The following is a 14,246-nucleotide window of genomic DNA, read 5'->3' as shown; positions in this document are numbered from 1 at the left end:
GACTCCCCGGCCGGGCACCCGTACTGATTCAGCCGGTTGCCCTCGCTCTGTTCCTCAGCCGACGACGGTCCAGGTGTCGTTGCCGGTGAGGAGGTTGGCGAGGTCGCCCTTGCCGCGCTGCTCGATGGCGGTGTCGAGCTGGTCGGCCATCTGGGTGTCGTAGACCGGGCGTTGGACGGAGCGCAGCACGCCGATGGGCGTGTGGTGCAGGGTGTCCGGGTCCGCGAGGCGGGAGAGGGCGAAGGCGGTGGTGGGGGAGGGGTTGTGGGCGTCGTGGACGAGGACGTCGGCCTCGTTCTCCGCCGTGACCTCGACAACTCGCAGATCACCGGTGGCCGGATCGCGTACGACACCCTTGTGCTGATCGGTGCCGAAACGGATCGGCTGCCCGTGCTCCAGGCGGATGACGGCCTCTTGGGCCTGTTCGTGGTCCTTGAGGATGTCGAAGGCGCCGTCGTTGAAGATGTTGCAGTTCTGGTAGATCTCGACGAGCGCGGTACCGGAGTGGTCGGCGGCCTGGCGCAGCACGTCGGTGAGGTGCTTGCGGTCGGAGTCGATGGTGCGGGCGACGAACGACGCCTCCGCCCCGAGCGCCAGCGAGACCGGGTTGAAGGGCGCGTCGAGCGAGCCCATCGGCGTCGACTTCGTGATCTTGCCGACCTCGGAGGTGGGCGAGTACTGGCCCTTGGTGAGCCCGTAGATCCGGTTGTTGAACAGCAGGATCTTGAGGTTGACGTTGCGGCGCAGGGCGTGGATCAGGTGGTTGCCGCCGATGGAGAGCGCGTCGCCGTCGCCGGTGACGACCCAGACGGAGAGGTCGGTGCGGGAGGTGGCGAGGCCGGTGGCGATGGCGGGGGCGCGGCCGTGGATGGAGTGCATCCCGTAGGTGTTCATGTAGTACGGGAAGCGGCTGGAGCAGCCGATGCCGGAGACGAAGACGATGTTTTCCTTGGCGAGGCCGAGTTCGGGCATGAAGCCCTGGACGGCGGCGAGGACGGCGTAGTCGCCGCAGCCGGGGCACCAGCGGACCTCCTGGTCCGACTTGAAGTCCTTCATCGACTGCTTGGCCTCGGCCTTGGGGACCAGCTTCAGCGCCTCAGACATGGATGGCCTCCTTGAGGGCCGTCGCGAGCTGCTCGGCCTTGAACGGCATTCCGTTGACCTGGTTGTACGACTGCGCGTCCACCAGGTACTTCGCGCGGATGAGCGTGGCCAGCTGGCCGAGGTTCATCTCCGGAACCACCACCTTGGAATAACGCATCAGCACCTCGCCGAGATTCCCCGGGAAGGGGTTGAGGTGGCGCAGGTGCGCCTGGGCGATGGGCTGTCCCTGGGCGCGCAGCCGGCGCACGGCGGCGGTGATGGGTCCATACGTGGAGCCCCAGCCCAGGACCAGCGTGCTCGCCTTGTCCGGGTCGTCGACTTCGAGGTCGGGGACCTGGATGCCGTCGATCTTGGCCTGGCGGGTGCGGACCATGAGGTCGTGGTTGGCCGGGTCGTAGGAGATGTTGCCGGTGCCGTCCTGCTTCTCGATGCCGCCGATGCGGTGCTCAAGGCCGGGGGTGCCGGGGATCGCCCAGGGGCGGGCGAGGGTGTGCGGGTCGCGTTTGTACGGCCAGAACACCTCGGTGCCGTCGGCGAGGGTGTGGTTGGGCCCGGTGGCGAACTGCGTACGCAGATCCGGGAGTTCCTCCGCCTCGGGAACTCGCCACGGCTCCGAACCGTTGGCCAGGTAGCCGTCGGAGAGCAGGAACACCGGCGTGCGATACGTGAGCGCGATCCGGGCCGCCTCCAGGGCGGCCGTGAAGCAGTCACCGGGCGTTTTCGGGGCCACGACCGGGACGGGGGCTTCACCATTGCGCCCGTACATCGCCTGCAGCAGGTCGGCCTGCTCGGTCTTGGTGGGCAGGCCGGTGGAGGGGCCGCCGCGCTGGATGTCCACGATCAGCAGCGGCAGCTCCAGCGAGACCGCGAGGCCGATGGTCTCCGACTTCAGGGCCACACCCGGGCCGGAGGTCGTGGTCACGGCCAGCGATCCGCCGAAGGCTGCCCCGAGGGCCGCGCCGATACCGGCGATCTCGTCCTCGGCCTGGAAGGTGCGGACGCCGAAGTTCTTGTGCTTGGACAGCTCGTGGAGGATGTCGGAAGCGGGGGTGATGGGGTACGAGCCGAGGAAGAGGGGCAGGTCGGCCTGGCGGGAGGCGGCGATGAGGCCGTACGCGAGGGCGAGGTTGCCGGAGATGTTGCGGTAGGTGCCGGGCGGGAAGGCCGTGGTCGCGGGGGCGACTTCGTAGGAGACGGCGAAGTCCTCGGTGGTCTCCCCGAAGTTCCAGCCTGCCCGGAACGCGGTCACGTTCGCCTCGGCGATGTCCGGCTTGCTCGCGAACTTGCGGCGCAGGAACGCCTCGGTGTTCTCGGTGGGCCGGTGGTACATCCAGCTCAGCAGGCCCAGCGCGAACATGTTCTTGGAGCGTTCGGCTTCCTTGCGCGAGAGCCCGAAGTCCTTCAGCGCCTCCACCGTCAGCGTGGTGAGCGGCACGGGGTGGACGCGGTAGGCGTCCAGGGTGCCGTCCTCCAGCGGGCTGGTGGTGTAGCCGACCTTGGCCATGGGGCGCTTGGTGAACTCGTCGGTGTTGACGATGATCTCCGCGCCGCGCGGCACGTCCGCGAGGTTGGCCTTGAGGGCGGCGGGGTTCATCGCGACGAGGACGTTGGGCGCGTCGCCCGGGGTGAGGATGTCGTGGTCGGCGAAGTGGAGCTGGAAGCTGGACACGCCCGGGAGGGTTCCGGCAGGGGCGCGGATCTCGGCCGGGAAGTTCGGCAGGGTCGAGAGGTCGTTGCCGAACGAGGCGGTCTCCGAGGTGAAGCGGTCACCGGTCAGCTGCATGCCGTCGCCCGAGTCACCCGCGAAGCGGATGATCACCCGGTCGAGGCGCTTGACTTCTTTCTCGCCTTTTTCGCCGACGGGCTTGCGCGGTTCCCCGACGACGGCCTCATTGGCCCCGTCTGCCTGCTCGGCTGGCGTACTGACCTGGCTGGTCACTGAACTGGACCTCCCTCGGACGGGCTGCTCGGGCGCGCCGGGCGTACCGGTCGCTCCACAGCCCACCCTACGTCGGTAAGGGTCGCCTTCCTTGGACCGGTCACATCGTGGACGCCCTTTTGGGACGATCCAGTGTCCTGGTTTGTCATGGTTCAGTCGCCCCCCGGCGTCTTCCCGCGTGTCGCCCCTCGTTCGGTCGAGCTCATTCTTTGGTGCTAGGTCCCCGGACCTACGCGCCCCGCCCTCGTCTGCCGTGTCCGGCCGCCTGCCGTATCTGACAGGGTGTCAGGTGTTCAGGAGTTGAGATAGGTCAGCACCGCGAGTACCCGCCGGTGATCCCCGTCACTCGGGGAGAGCCCGAGCTTCAGGAAGATGTTGCTCACGTGCTTCTCCACCGCACCGTCGCTGACCACCAGCTGCCTCGCGATCGCGGAATTCGTGCGTCCCTCGGCCATCAGACCGAGGACCTCGCGCTCACGCGGCGTGAGCCCCGCCAGTACGTGCTGCTTGCGGCTGCGGCCGAGCAGCTGGGCCACCACCTCGGGGTCGAGCGCGGTGCCGCCCTGCGCGACCCGGACCACGGCGTCCACGAACTCCCTGACCTCGGCCACCCGGTCCTTGAGCAGATAGCCCACCCCGCGACTGGAACCGGCCAGCAGTTCGGTGGCGTACCGCTCCTCCACGTACTGCGACAGAACCAGCACCCCGACCCCCGGGTACAGCTTCCGCAGCAGCACCGCGGCCCGTACGCCCTCGTCGGTGTGGGTCGGCGGCATCCGTACGTCCGCGACCACCACATCCGGCAGCGCACCCTCGTCGGCGAGCTCGCCGACGGTCTTGACCAGCGCGTCTCCATCGCCGACCCCGGCGACCACATCGTGGCCCCGGTCGGTCAGGAGCCGGGTCAGGCCCTCCCGAAGCAGCACTGAATCCTCGGCGATGACGACCCGCACCCTGTCCTCCACGATCTGCAGCCCCCCGCTAGGTGTTGCTCGGCTGTGCACTCCCTGTGGTTGTGCACACCCCAGCATCCCAGCATCCGGACCGGGCCGGGCGAAATCCAGCCCTGGGGAGCGGCGGGGTTCGGGAGCTCGACGCCCGCGTACCCCGGCGGGGGCTCGCGCCGGAGCCCCCGCGGACCTCTGGAAAGTTGTTGGGAAAGTCGCTGCTACGCCCGCTGGGAAATCGTTCCTACGCGCGCCACGGCAGCTCCGCCGTGATCGTCGTCGGGCCGCCGGGGGGCGAGTCGACGATGAGGATGCCGTCCACCGCGCCCAGCCGCTCGGCCAGGCCCGCGAGCCCCGAGCCGCCGTCGACCGCCGCGCCGCCCCGCCCGTTGTCCGTGACCTGGAGCATCAGCCGGTTCTGCGCCCGCCACACATCGACGATGGCCCGGTTCGCCCCGCTGTGCTTGCTGACGTTCTGCAGCAGCTCGGAGACGGTGAAGTACGCGATGCCCTCGATCGCGGGCACCGGCCGACCCGGCAGATCCACCTCCACCTGCACCGGGACGGTGCAGCGGGAGGCGACGGAGGAGAGCGCGGCGTCCAGACCCCGGTCGGTGAGGACCGCGGGGTGGATGCCCCGGGCCAGGTCGCGCAGCTCCTGGAGCGCCACCTTCACCTCGCCGTGCGCCTCGTCCACCATCTTCGCCGCGGCCTGCGGGTCCTCGGTCAGCTTCTCCTTCGCGAGCCCCAGATCCATCGCGAGGGCGACGAGCCGGGCCTGCGCCCCGTCGTGCAGATCGCGTTCGATGCGCCGCAGGTCAGCGGCCGACGTGTCCACGACCACGCCCCGGTCCGACTCCAGTTCCACCACCCGCTCCTCAAGCCGCGACGGCCCGAGCAGCCCGACGACCAGGCCCCGGTCCACATGCGCGAGCCCCCGGATCAGCCACGGCACGGCCAGCGTCACGGCAAGCCCCACGAGCGAGGTCACCGTGATCTCGAACGGCGAGTCCAGATAGAAGTTGTGCGTCCCGTCGCCGTAGAGCTGGATCCCGCCGTGCCCGGTGTACGTGGGGAAGACCCACTGCCACAGCGGATACGTCAGCAGCGCCCAGCCGTACACCCACAGCGACAGCGAGACGACGAAGGCGAACACCGCCCACGGGAAGTGCAGCAGCGAGTACAGCAGGTGGCGCCAGGAGACGCCGCTCTTCAGGACGGCCCCGATCCACCCCATCGGCCCGCCCTTGGAGCGGATCGGCTGCGGCGCGGCGACGTCCACGCCGAGCAGCGCCCGCGCCCGGGTCCGCTCCATCGAGCCGAACGCCCGGCACGCGAGGAGCCCGGCCGCGAGCACCGGAATCCCGAGGAACGTGATCAGCAGCCCCGCGCCCAGCGACACGATGGTGACCGCCCAGGTGAACATCACGATGCTGATCGGCAGGCTGAGCAGCAGATAGCCGAACTCACGGAAGGTCCGGGCCTCCAGCGGCGCACGCAGCGCCGGCGGAAGGAAGTGCCGCCGAGCCGGCCGCCGCCCGTACTCCGTGTCCATGATCATCGGTCCGTCCGTTCAGTCTCTGACGCTGTTGTCCGCGGGGGATGCGTACGGGGGGGCGTACGCGGTGGGTCGTGCGTGGTGCGTTGTACGGGGTGACCGCGCTGCCGTACGTATCCAGACTGCTGGTTGCGGCGGAGCCGGACCATGGAGCCGGTCACCGTGTACGACCGGGGGTTTTCCCTACCCTCGGCCCCGGTTATGGGCCCTGGGCTACTCCTTCGGCCCCCGCGCGCGCCACGGCAGTTCGGCCGTGACGATCGTCGGGCCGCCCACCGGCGAGTCGAGCACGAACAGCCCGTCCACCGCGCCGAGGCGTTCGGCGAGGCCCGCCATGCCCGTACCGCCGTCCAGCCGCGCGCCCCCGCGCCCGTCGTCCTCGACCTGGATGAGCAGCCGGTCGCCCGCCCGCCACACCTCGACCGACGCGGCCTTCGCGCCGCTGTGCTTGCTGACGTTCTGGAGCAGTTCGGAGACGGTGAAGTAGGCGATGCCCTCGATGGCGGCCGCCGGGCGTTCCCGCACGTCGCACGTGACCCGCACCGGGACGGTGCAGCGGGAGGCGACGGAGGAGAGCGCGGCGTCGAGGCCGCGGTCGGTGAGGACCGCGGGGTGGATGCCCCGGGCCAGGTCGCGCAGTTCCTGGAGGGCGAGTTTGACCTCGCCGTGGGCCTCGTCGACCATCGCGGCCGCCGCGTCGGGGTCTTCGAGCAGCTTCTCCTTGGCGAGGCCGAGCCCCATGGCGAGGGCGACGAGCCGGGCCTGGGCGCCGTCGTGCAGATCGCGTTCGATCCGGCGCAGATCGGCGGCCGCCGTGTCCACGACCACCCCGCGGTCCGACTCCAGTTCGGCGATCCGCCGCTCCAGATCGTCCGAGGGCGAGAGCAGCCCGCGCACCATCATCCGGTCGACATTGGTGAGCCCCCGGGCGATGAGCCCGAGGAACGGCCAGGCCACGAAGAACGCGGTGAGCGTGACCGCGAACGTCAGCACGCCCCACGGCAGCCGGATGAACTCGTACAGAACATTCCGCCAGCCGACCGGGTCCTTGAGGCTCGACCACAGCCAGCGCAGACCGCCGCCGCGCCCGCCCGGCCGCAACCCGCCCGCCGGGATCGGCGTGGGCTCGTCGATCCGTACGCCGAGAAGCGCGCGCGCCCGCGCGCGCTCCAGCTTGCCCAGCTGCCGCGCGCCGACCAGACCGACCGCGAGCAGCGGCAGCCCGATCACGGTGACGGAGAGCCCGGCGCCGGTGAAGACGAGCACGACGACGTAGACGAAGCCGATGAGCGCCATCGGTAGATTGGCGAGGAGATGCGCGATCTCCTTCCAGGTGTACGCGTCGTACGCGAACCGCACGGGGGGCGGGGTGCCGTCGTGCGCCTCGTGTCCCTGGTCGTACGCCTGGTCGTGCGGCCTGCCGGGCCGTCGGCCGGGTCGCTGCTCGTCGCGGAAGGTGCTGGTCATGGAGCCAAGCCTGCCGGGCCGCCGGGTCCGGCGCCATGGGGTAGGTATGCGCGTTTTCCTGGGGAAAACCCCACCCCGGGGCGCGGGGCGTGCGCGGATCGCGAGCGCCCGCGCGCGCGGCCGGGCCCGTACGCCGACATGATCAGGACACGGCCCCCGGTCGTCTTCCGGACACCGCCGCGCGGGCGCCAGGTGTGCAACCTGGGTGAGACACCTGCTTACCGTGCCCTTAGCAGGGCCTAGACTCCCGTGCGTACAGATCGTCGAACACACTGCAACGAGGTCAGGGAGCGAGGGGCGGACGTGCCGGAACCGACCGTAACCCAGCTGTCGGCGGGCTACTTCCACAGCTACTCGGTCGTCGGACTGCTCGCCCTCATCGGCGTGCTCTTCGTCGCGGTGGCCTTCGGAGCCGGGCGGCTGCTGCGGCCCGTGGTCCCGACACCGGAGAAACTGCTCACGTACGAGTGCGGGGTGGACCCCGTCGGCGAGGGCTGGGCGCACACGCAGGTGCGCTACTACGTCTACGCCTTCCTGTACGTGATCTTCGCCGTCGACTCGATCTTCCTCTTCCCGTGGGCGACGGTCTTCGCCGCCCCCGGATACGGCGCGGCCACGCTGGTCGAGATGTTCATCTTCCTCGGCTTCCTGGCCGTGGGACTGCTCTACGCATGGAAGAAGGGCGTCCTCGAATGGACGTGACGACTCCGGATCCTCAGTTCCTGCCCACGCCGACCGTGGCCGAAAACGGCTCCTCCGCGGGTGCTTCTGCGGGCGGACAGGGTCAGCGCCTGGGCGTGCTCTCCCGGTTGGCCCCCGAGCCGATGAAGGTGGTCCTCAACTGGGGCCGCCGCTACAGCCTCTGGGTGTTCAACTTCGGACTCGCGTGCTGCGCCATCGAGTTCATCGCGGCCTCGATGGCCCGCCACGACTTCATCCGGCTCGGCGTGATCCCCTTCGCGCCCGGCCCGCGCCAGGCCGACCTCATGATCGTCTCGGGCACGGTGACGGACAAGATGGCACCGGCCGTGAAGCGTCTGTACGAGCAGATGCCCGAGCCGAAGTACGTCATCTCCTTCGGCGCCTGCTCCAACTGCGGCGGCCCGTACTGGGACTCGTACTCGGTGACCAAGGGCGTCGACCAGATCATCCCGGTCGACGTGTACGTCCCCGGCTGCCCGCCCCGCCCAGAGGCGCTCCTCCAGGGCATCCTCAAGCTCCAGGAGAAGATCGCCCGCGAGTCGCTCGGCGAGCGCTACAGCACGACGGCGACGACGGCGCAGCTGACGAGCGGGCTGGTCAAGGCGCCTCCGCTGCCGGGCGCTTCGGGTGGTGCTTTCGCCGGTGGGGCTGCGGACGGCTCGGCCACTTCCGACGGTTCGGGCGACACGCCGACGGCGGGGGACACGCAGTGAGCACGACCGCGTACGACCGTCTGCCGGACGCCGTCACGGAGATCTTCGGCGAGGAGGCCACGGCCGAGGAGGCGTACGGCCTGCTCACGGTCGATGTCCCCGTCGGCTCCTGGATCGCCGCGCTGGAGATCGCGCGCGACAAGCTGGGCTGCACGTACTTCGACTGGCTGAGCGCGGTCGACGAGCCGGGCACCGGCTTCCGTATCTGCGCCCACGTCGTCGCACTGGAGGGCCGCCGGGTCCGTCGCCTCCTCGTCCGTACGACCGTGTCGCACACCGCACCCGTCCTCGCCTCGGCCGTCGACGTCTACGCGGGCGCGGCCTGGCACGAGCGCGAGACCCACGAGATGTTCGGCGTGGACTTCGAGGGCCACCCCAACCTGATCCCCCTTCTCCTGCCCGAGGGCTTCGAGGGCCACCCGCTGCGCAAGGACTTCGTCCTCGCCGCGCGGGTCGCCAAGGCGTGGCCGGGCGCGAAGGAGCCGGGGGAGTCGGACCACGGCGGCCCCAAGCGCCGCCAGATGCTCCCGCCGGGCGTCCCGGACCCGAACGAGTGGGGCCCGCTGAAGGGCCAACTCCCCCCGGCCCCCGCCCGTACGCCCCGAGCAGCGGGCGACCGCCCGGCCCGCACCCCGCGCGCAGCGGGCGACCGCCCGGTCCGCCGCGCCCGCTCGGTCGCGGAGGGCTCGGCGTCGCAGGCGGCCCCGGTGTCCGAGGCAGCCCCGGAGGCGTTGACTCCGCCGGTGGCGGACGCACCTGCTCCGTCCCCGCGCCGCACACGCAGTGCGTCGGAGGGCTCGGCCTCGCAGACCACGGAAGCCGGTGCGCCGACCGCGCCGGAAGCCGGGGCACCACCGCGTACCCCGCGCCGCAGCCGCAGTGCCGCAGACGGCTCGGCCTCCCAGGCGCAGCCGCCCGTGAGCCCGGAAGCCACTCCTCCACCGCGCACCCGCAGCACGGACGCGCCCTGGAACAACCCCCGCCCGGCGTTCGACGAGCCCCCGGCCACCCCGAGCCCGACGGACACAGAGGCCGGGACCGGCACCAAGGCTGAGGCCAAACCGGCTCAACCCGATGGCCCCGCAGAGCCGACCACGCCGGCGGAGCCGCCCGCACCCGAGTCGGCCGAGGCCAAGCCCAAGGCCGAGCCCGAGCCCGACCCCGACGACCACGACACCCCCGCCGGAGGCGAACCCGCGTGAACGACGCACTCGACGTCGCCCTCCGGCTCCTCGTCGTCTTCGGCGTGTTCCTCGTCCTGCCCCTCGTCATCGGGCAGACCGAGCACAAGGTCATGGCCCATATGCAGGGCCGCCTCGGCCCGATGTACGCCGGTGGCTTCCACGGCTGGGCCCAGCTCGTCGCGGACGGCGTGAAGTTCGCGCAGAAGGAGGACGTGGTCCCGGCCGACGCCGACCGCCGCGTCTTCCAGCTCGCCCCCGCCGTCGCCCTGCTCCCGTACCTCCTCGTCCTGGTCGCGATCCCCGTCGGCCCGAGCGAGGGCGCGGTCGGCCAGGTGGTCGACGCGGGCATCTTCTTCGTACTCGCGGTCATGGGCGTCGGCGTGCTCGGCTCGCTGATGGCGGGCTGGGCCTCGGCCAACAAGTTCTCCCTCCTCGGCGGACTGCGCACCGCCGCCCAGCTCCTCGCGTACGAGCTGCCGATGCTGCTCGCCGCCGCCTCCGTGGCGATGGCGGCCGGTACGGTCTCCCTGCCCGGCATCCTCAACGCCTTCGAGTGGTGGTGGCTGCCCTGGCAGATCGTCGGCGCCCTGGTCTTCTTCGTGGCCGGCCTCGCCGAACTCCAGCGCCCGCCCTTCGACATGCCCGTCGCCGACTCAGAGATCATCTTCGGCGCGTACACCGAGTACACGGGCCTGCGCTTCGCCCTCTTCCTGCTCGCCGAGTACGCCGGGATCGTCGTCCTGTGCGGCCTCACCACCGTCCTGTTCCTGGGCGGCTGGCACGGCCCCTTCGGCGCCGACGGGCTCGGCTGGGTGTGGACGCTCCTCAAGACCGCGGTCCTCGCCTTCATCGTCATCTGGCTGCGTGTCAGTTACCCCCGGCTCCGCGAGGACCAGTTGCAGAAACTCGCCTGGACCACGCTCATCCCCCTCGCTCTCGCGCAGATCGCGCTCACCGGCATCGTGAAGGTGGCGATCAGCTGATGGCTGCACACCCTGCGAACGCGGCGAGCGCCGCGAACGCCGCGGACGTTCCGCCCACCCGCCGCTTCCCCGGCTCCGGCCTCGCCAAGGGCCTGGCCGTGACGCTCCGCACGATGACCAAGAAGACGGTCACCGCGCAGTACCCGGACGTCCAGCCCGAACTCCCGCCCCGCAGCCGGGGCGTGATCGGCCTGTTCGAGGAGAACTGCACGGTCTGCATGCTCTGCGCCCGCGAGTGCCCCGACTGGTGCATCTACATCGACTCCCACAAGGAGACGATCCCGGCCGCGGTCGAAGGCGGCCGCGAGCGCAGCCGCAACGTCCTCGACCGCTTCGCCATCGACTTCTCGCTCTGCATGTACTGCGGTATCTGCATCGAGGTGTGTCCTTTCGACGCGCTGTTCTGGTCGCCCGAGTTCGAGTACGCGGAGACGGACATCCACGAACTCACCCACGAGCGCGACAAGCTCCGCGACTGGATGTGGACGGTCCCGGCCCCGCCCGCGCTCGACCCGGCGGCGGAAGAGCCCAAGGAGGTCGCGTCGGCCCGCAAGACGGCGGAGAAGCTCGCCGCAGCGGCCGAGGCAGCCGCGACCACCGAAGCCACCGCGTCCCCCGAGGCAGCTGCCGGGGCCGCTGCCCCCGAGACCAAGGCCGCCGAGCCCAAGCCCGAGGAGGGCCAGGCATGATGCTCCTCGCGCAGGGTCCGCACGCCGTGCACCACGGCTTTCTCTCCCCGACCGGGGTCGAGATCGCCTTCCTCCTCGTCGGCGCCGTGACCTTCGGCGCGGCCGTCCTCACGGTCACGACGAAGCAACTGGTGCACGCCGCCCTCTGGCTGGTCGTGGCGCTCGGCGGCATCGCCGTCGAGTACCTCCTGCTCACCGCCGAGTTCATCGCGTGGGTGCAGGTCCTCATCTATGTCGGTTCCGTCGTGGTCCTCCTCCTGTTCGGGCTGATGCTGACCAGGGCCCCGATCGGCCGCTCCCCGGACGCCGACTCGGGCAACCGGTGGGCCGCCCTCGCCGTCGCCCTCGCCGCGGCCGGCTCGCTGCTCTGGGTCGTCCTGGACGCCTTCCGTACGACCTGGATCAACGTCGACGGCCCCGGCCAGGGCTCGACCAAGGTCACCGGCTCGATCCTCTTCCGGCACTGGGTGCTGCCGTTCGAAGCGCTCTCCGTCCTCCTTCTCGCCGCACTCGTCGGCGCGATCGTCATGTCCCGCAAGAGCGGCGGCGACGACGCCCCCAGAGACAAGGAGCAGCGCTGATGCACCTGATCTATCCGGCCGCTCTCGCCGTCCTCCTCTTCTGCACCGGTGTGTACGGGGTGCTCGCGCGCCGCAACGCGATCCTGGTCCTGATGTCCGTCGAGCTGATGCTCAACGCCGTCAACCTCAACCTCGTCGCCTTCGACGTATGGCTGCGCGACACCCTCCACGCCGGCCAGGCGCTCACCCTGTTCACCATCGCCATCGCCGCCGCCGAGATCGGCATCGGCCTGGCGATCGTGCTGGCCGTGTACCGCAACCGCGGCACCGCGGACATCGACAAGCTCCGCGACACGGCCGAGGGCTCCGGCCCCGACGACCCCGCCGCCCCGGCACAGAAGGCTGAGGCCGCCGCGTGACCACCACGACCCTCGCCGTCCTCGTCCCCCTCCTTCCGTTCCTGGGCGCCGCGGCCGGACTGCTGCTCGGCCGCACCGCTCCCGGTTACGTACGCCCGCTGGCCGTACTGCCGACGCTGGCCGCGCTCGTCCTGGCCGTCGTCGTCGCCGTGGACCAGGGCGGCGGCAAGTCGATCGACGCCTCCCGGCGGCTCACCCCGACCGGGTCCGTCCCGATCGACCTGACCCTGCACCTCGACGGCTTCGCCGTCCTCGTCGCGGTCCTGGTCGGCCTGGTGGCGACCTGTGTGCAGCTGTACTCCACCGGGTATCTGCGCGACGACCCGCGCTACCCCTCGTACGCCGCTCTCGTCTCCCTCTTCACCTCCGCGATGCTGCTCGTCGTCTACTCCGGCGACCTGATGGTGCTCCTGGTCGGCTGGGAGATCATGGGCATCTGCTCGTACTTCCTGGTCGGCCACTACTGGGAGACCCCCGAGGCCCGCGCCGCCTCGCTGAAGGCCTTCCTGGTCACCAAGCTCGGTGACGTCCCCTTCCTGATCGGTCTGTTCGCGCTGGCCACGGACGCCGGAACGTTCCGCATCACCGGGGTCGTCCAGGCCGCCCTCACCGGCGGGATCGACCACCCCACGCTGATCGCCCTGCTGCTCCTCGCGGGTGTGGCGGGCAAGTCCGCGCAGTTCCCGCTGCACACCTGGCTGCCCGACGCGATGGCGGGCCCGACCCCCGTCTCCGCGCTGATCCACGCCGCGACCATGGTCGCCGCCGGTATCTACTTCGTGGCCCGGCTCCTCCCCGTCTTCGCGGCCTCCGCCGCCGCGCTGACCGTGCTCGCCGTGATGGCCGCCGTCACGATGGTCGGCTCGGCGCTCGCCGCCCTCGCACAGGACGACATCAAGCGCGTCCTCGCCTACTCGACCATCGGTCAGCTCGGCTATATGTCGGGCGCGCTGGCCGTCGGCGACCGTGGTGCCGCCGTCTTCCACCTCCTCTCGCACGGCGCCTTCAAGGCGCTGCTGTTCCTCGCGGCCGGCGTGATCATCCACGCCGCCGGCACCAACTCCCTGGCCGCCATGTCCCGTATGGACGGCCTCGCCAAGCGCATCCCCGACGCGTACTGGACGATGACCGTCGCCCTGCTCGCGCTCGCCGCGATCCCTCCCTTCGCCGGCTTCTTCTCCAAGGAAGCCGTCCTGTCGGCCGCCGAGCACACCGCCCTCGGGGACAGCACCGTCGCCCCCGAGGCCACCGGCTGGATCGTGCTGCTCGCCGGTCTGCTGACCGCCCTGCTCACCGCCGCGTACGCCACCCGCCTGTGGCTGATGGCCTTCCGGGGCAAGGGCTCACCGGCCCCGGACCACGGCCGCCAGCCCGTCGCCATGAACGCCGTGCTCTGGGTCCTGGCCATCCCGTCGCTCGCCTTCGGTCTCACCACCGGCTACATCGACGACTGGTTCGACGGCCACGCGCTCACCCCGGCCCTGACCACGTCGGTCCTGTCGACCGGCGTCGCCCTGGTCGGCGGGCTCGTCACATACGCCACCTGGCGGCACACCAGCACCCTGGCCGCCCGCACCCCGCTCGGCGCGGTCGCCGCCCACCCGGAGGCGGACGGAGGGCTCGTCGAGGAAGCGGCCATCGCCAGCCAAACCCCGGCGTACGGCGACATCGCCTCGGCCCCCGATCCGGCCGACCCGGGACGGCTGCTGCTCGGCCCGCTGCACCGCCACGCGGCCACCGGCTTCCACCTCGACGCGGTCTACCGGACGCTGTTCGTCCGCCCCGTGCTCGCCGCCGCCACGCTGGTCCGCTTCCTGGACCGCGAGGTCGTCGACACCTACGTACAGGGCGCGGGCGCCCTTCCCCGCTGGCTGGGCGCGGCCGTCCGCAAGGCCCAGACCGGCAATGTGCAGACCTATCTCAGCGCGCTGCTCGCCGGCTCCGCCGTCCTGGCGCTCGTCGCCGTCGTCCTTGCCAACGTCAACGCCGGATCGTGAGCCGTGATTGATATCAGCGCGTC

Annotated in this window: 13 protein-coding genes; 8 read left to right on the top strand and 5 right to left on the bottom strand. The window is 70.9% G+C overall.

Annotated elements, in window-relative coordinates; translation table 11 throughout:
* Window positions 1–54: 54 nt before the first annotated feature.
* From ACT1U9_RS12745 to ACT1U9_RS12725, 5 genes are all read right to left on the bottom strand, one after another.
* Entirely contained in the window at window positions 55–1,104 is a 1,050-nt protein-coding gene (locus ACT1U9_RS12745) for a 2-oxoacid:ferredoxin oxidoreductase subunit beta (protein WP_444538421.1), read from the bottom strand.
* On the bottom strand, window positions 1,097–3,043 hold the full coding sequence (locus tag ACT1U9_RS12740) for a 2-oxoacid:acceptor oxidoreductase subunit alpha (RefSeq protein WP_444538420.1): 1,947 nt from the start codon (window positions 3,041–3,043) through the stop codon (window positions 1,097–1,099). The genes ACT1U9_RS12745 and ACT1U9_RS12740 overlap by 8 nt, the downstream gene beginning before the upstream one ends.
* 293 nt (window positions 3,044–3,336) lie before the next feature.
* Window positions 3,337–3,996: a response regulator transcription factor gene (locus tag ACT1U9_RS12735; RefSeq protein WP_317453767.1), complete on the bottom strand. Its 660-nt coding sequence runs from the start codon at window positions 3,994–3,996 to the stop codon at window positions 3,337–3,339.
* A gap of 238 nt (window positions 3,997–4,234) precedes the next feature.
* Window positions 4,235–5,545, bottom strand: coding sequence for a sensor histidine kinase (locus tag ACT1U9_RS12730; RefSeq protein ID WP_444539087.1), 1,311 nt, complete (start codon window positions 5,543–5,545; stop codon window positions 4,235–4,237).
* A 216-nt stretch (window positions 5,546–5,761) separates the two neighbouring features.
* On the bottom strand, window positions 5,762–7,015 hold the full coding sequence (locus tag ACT1U9_RS12725) for a sensor histidine kinase (RefSeq protein WP_444538419.1): 1,254 nt from the start codon (window positions 7,013–7,015) through the stop codon (window positions 5,762–5,764).
* A 303-nt stretch (window positions 7,016–7,318) separates the two neighbouring features.
* Between ACT1U9_RS12725 and ACT1U9_RS12720 the strand changes: the two genes are divergently transcribed.
* From ACT1U9_RS12720 to ACT1U9_RS12685, 8 genes are read left to right on the top strand one after another with little or no spacing between them, the layout of a single operon-like run.
* Complete coding sequence (locus ACT1U9_RS12720; RefSeq protein WP_444538418.1) at window positions 7,319–7,717, top strand: NADH-quinone oxidoreductase subunit A; 399 nt, start codon at window positions 7,319–7,321, stop codon at window positions 7,715–7,717.
* Entirely contained in the window at window positions 7,708–8,430 is a 723-nt protein-coding gene (locus tag ACT1U9_RS12715; protein ID WP_444538417.1) for an NADH-quinone oxidoreductase subunit B, read from the top strand. The genes ACT1U9_RS12720 and ACT1U9_RS12715 overlap by 10 nt, the downstream gene beginning before the upstream one ends.
* A complete protein-coding gene (locus tag ACT1U9_RS12710; RefSeq protein ID WP_444538416.1) occupies window positions 8,427–9,632 on the top strand; it encodes an NADH-quinone oxidoreductase subunit C in 1,206 nt (401 codons plus the stop codon). The genes ACT1U9_RS12715 and ACT1U9_RS12710 overlap by 4 nt, the downstream gene beginning before the upstream one ends.
* Entirely contained in the window at window positions 9,629–10,597 is a 969-nt protein-coding gene (locus ACT1U9_RS12705; RefSeq protein ID WP_188276432.1) for a complex I subunit 1/NuoH family protein, read from the top strand. The genes ACT1U9_RS12710 and ACT1U9_RS12705 overlap by 4 nt, the downstream gene beginning before the upstream one ends.
* Window positions 10,597–11,286 (top strand): NuoI/complex I 23 kDa subunit family protein, encoded by a 690-nt coding sequence (locus ACT1U9_RS12700; protein ID WP_444538415.1) that lies wholly within the window; start codon window positions 10,597–10,599, stop codon window positions 11,284–11,286. Before ACT1U9_RS12705 ends, ACT1U9_RS12700 begins: the two co-directional genes overlap by 1 nt.
* Window positions 11,286–11,867, top strand: a complete 582-nt coding sequence (locus ACT1U9_RS12695) for an NADH-quinone oxidoreductase subunit J family protein (protein WP_444539086.1) — start codon at window positions 11,286–11,288, stop codon at window positions 11,865–11,867. Before ACT1U9_RS12700 ends, ACT1U9_RS12695 begins: the two co-directional genes overlap by 1 nt.
* Window positions 11,867–12,226, top strand: coding sequence for an NADH-quinone oxidoreductase subunit NuoK (nuoK, locus tag ACT1U9_RS12690; RefSeq protein WP_188276430.1), 360 nt, complete (start codon window positions 11,867–11,869; stop codon window positions 12,224–12,226). The genes ACT1U9_RS12695 and nuoK overlap by 1 nt, the downstream gene beginning before the upstream one ends.
* Window positions 12,223–14,223: an NADH-quinone oxidoreductase subunit 5 family protein gene (locus tag ACT1U9_RS12685; protein WP_444538414.1), complete on the top strand. Its 2,001-nt coding sequence runs from the start codon at window positions 12,223–12,225 to the stop codon at window positions 14,221–14,223. The genes nuoK and ACT1U9_RS12685 overlap by 4 nt, the downstream gene beginning before the upstream one ends.
* Window positions 14,224–14,246 lie beyond the last annotated feature (23 nt).

It is taken from the genome of Streptomyces sp. BR1 (assembly GCF_052373795.1).
In the GTDB taxonomy this organism is placed as follows: Bacteria; Actinomycetota; Actinomycetes; order Streptomycetales; family Streptomycetaceae; genus Streptomyces.
Note: the sequence above shows the minus strand (reverse complement) of the source record. Positions and strands in the feature narration are given on the sequence as shown.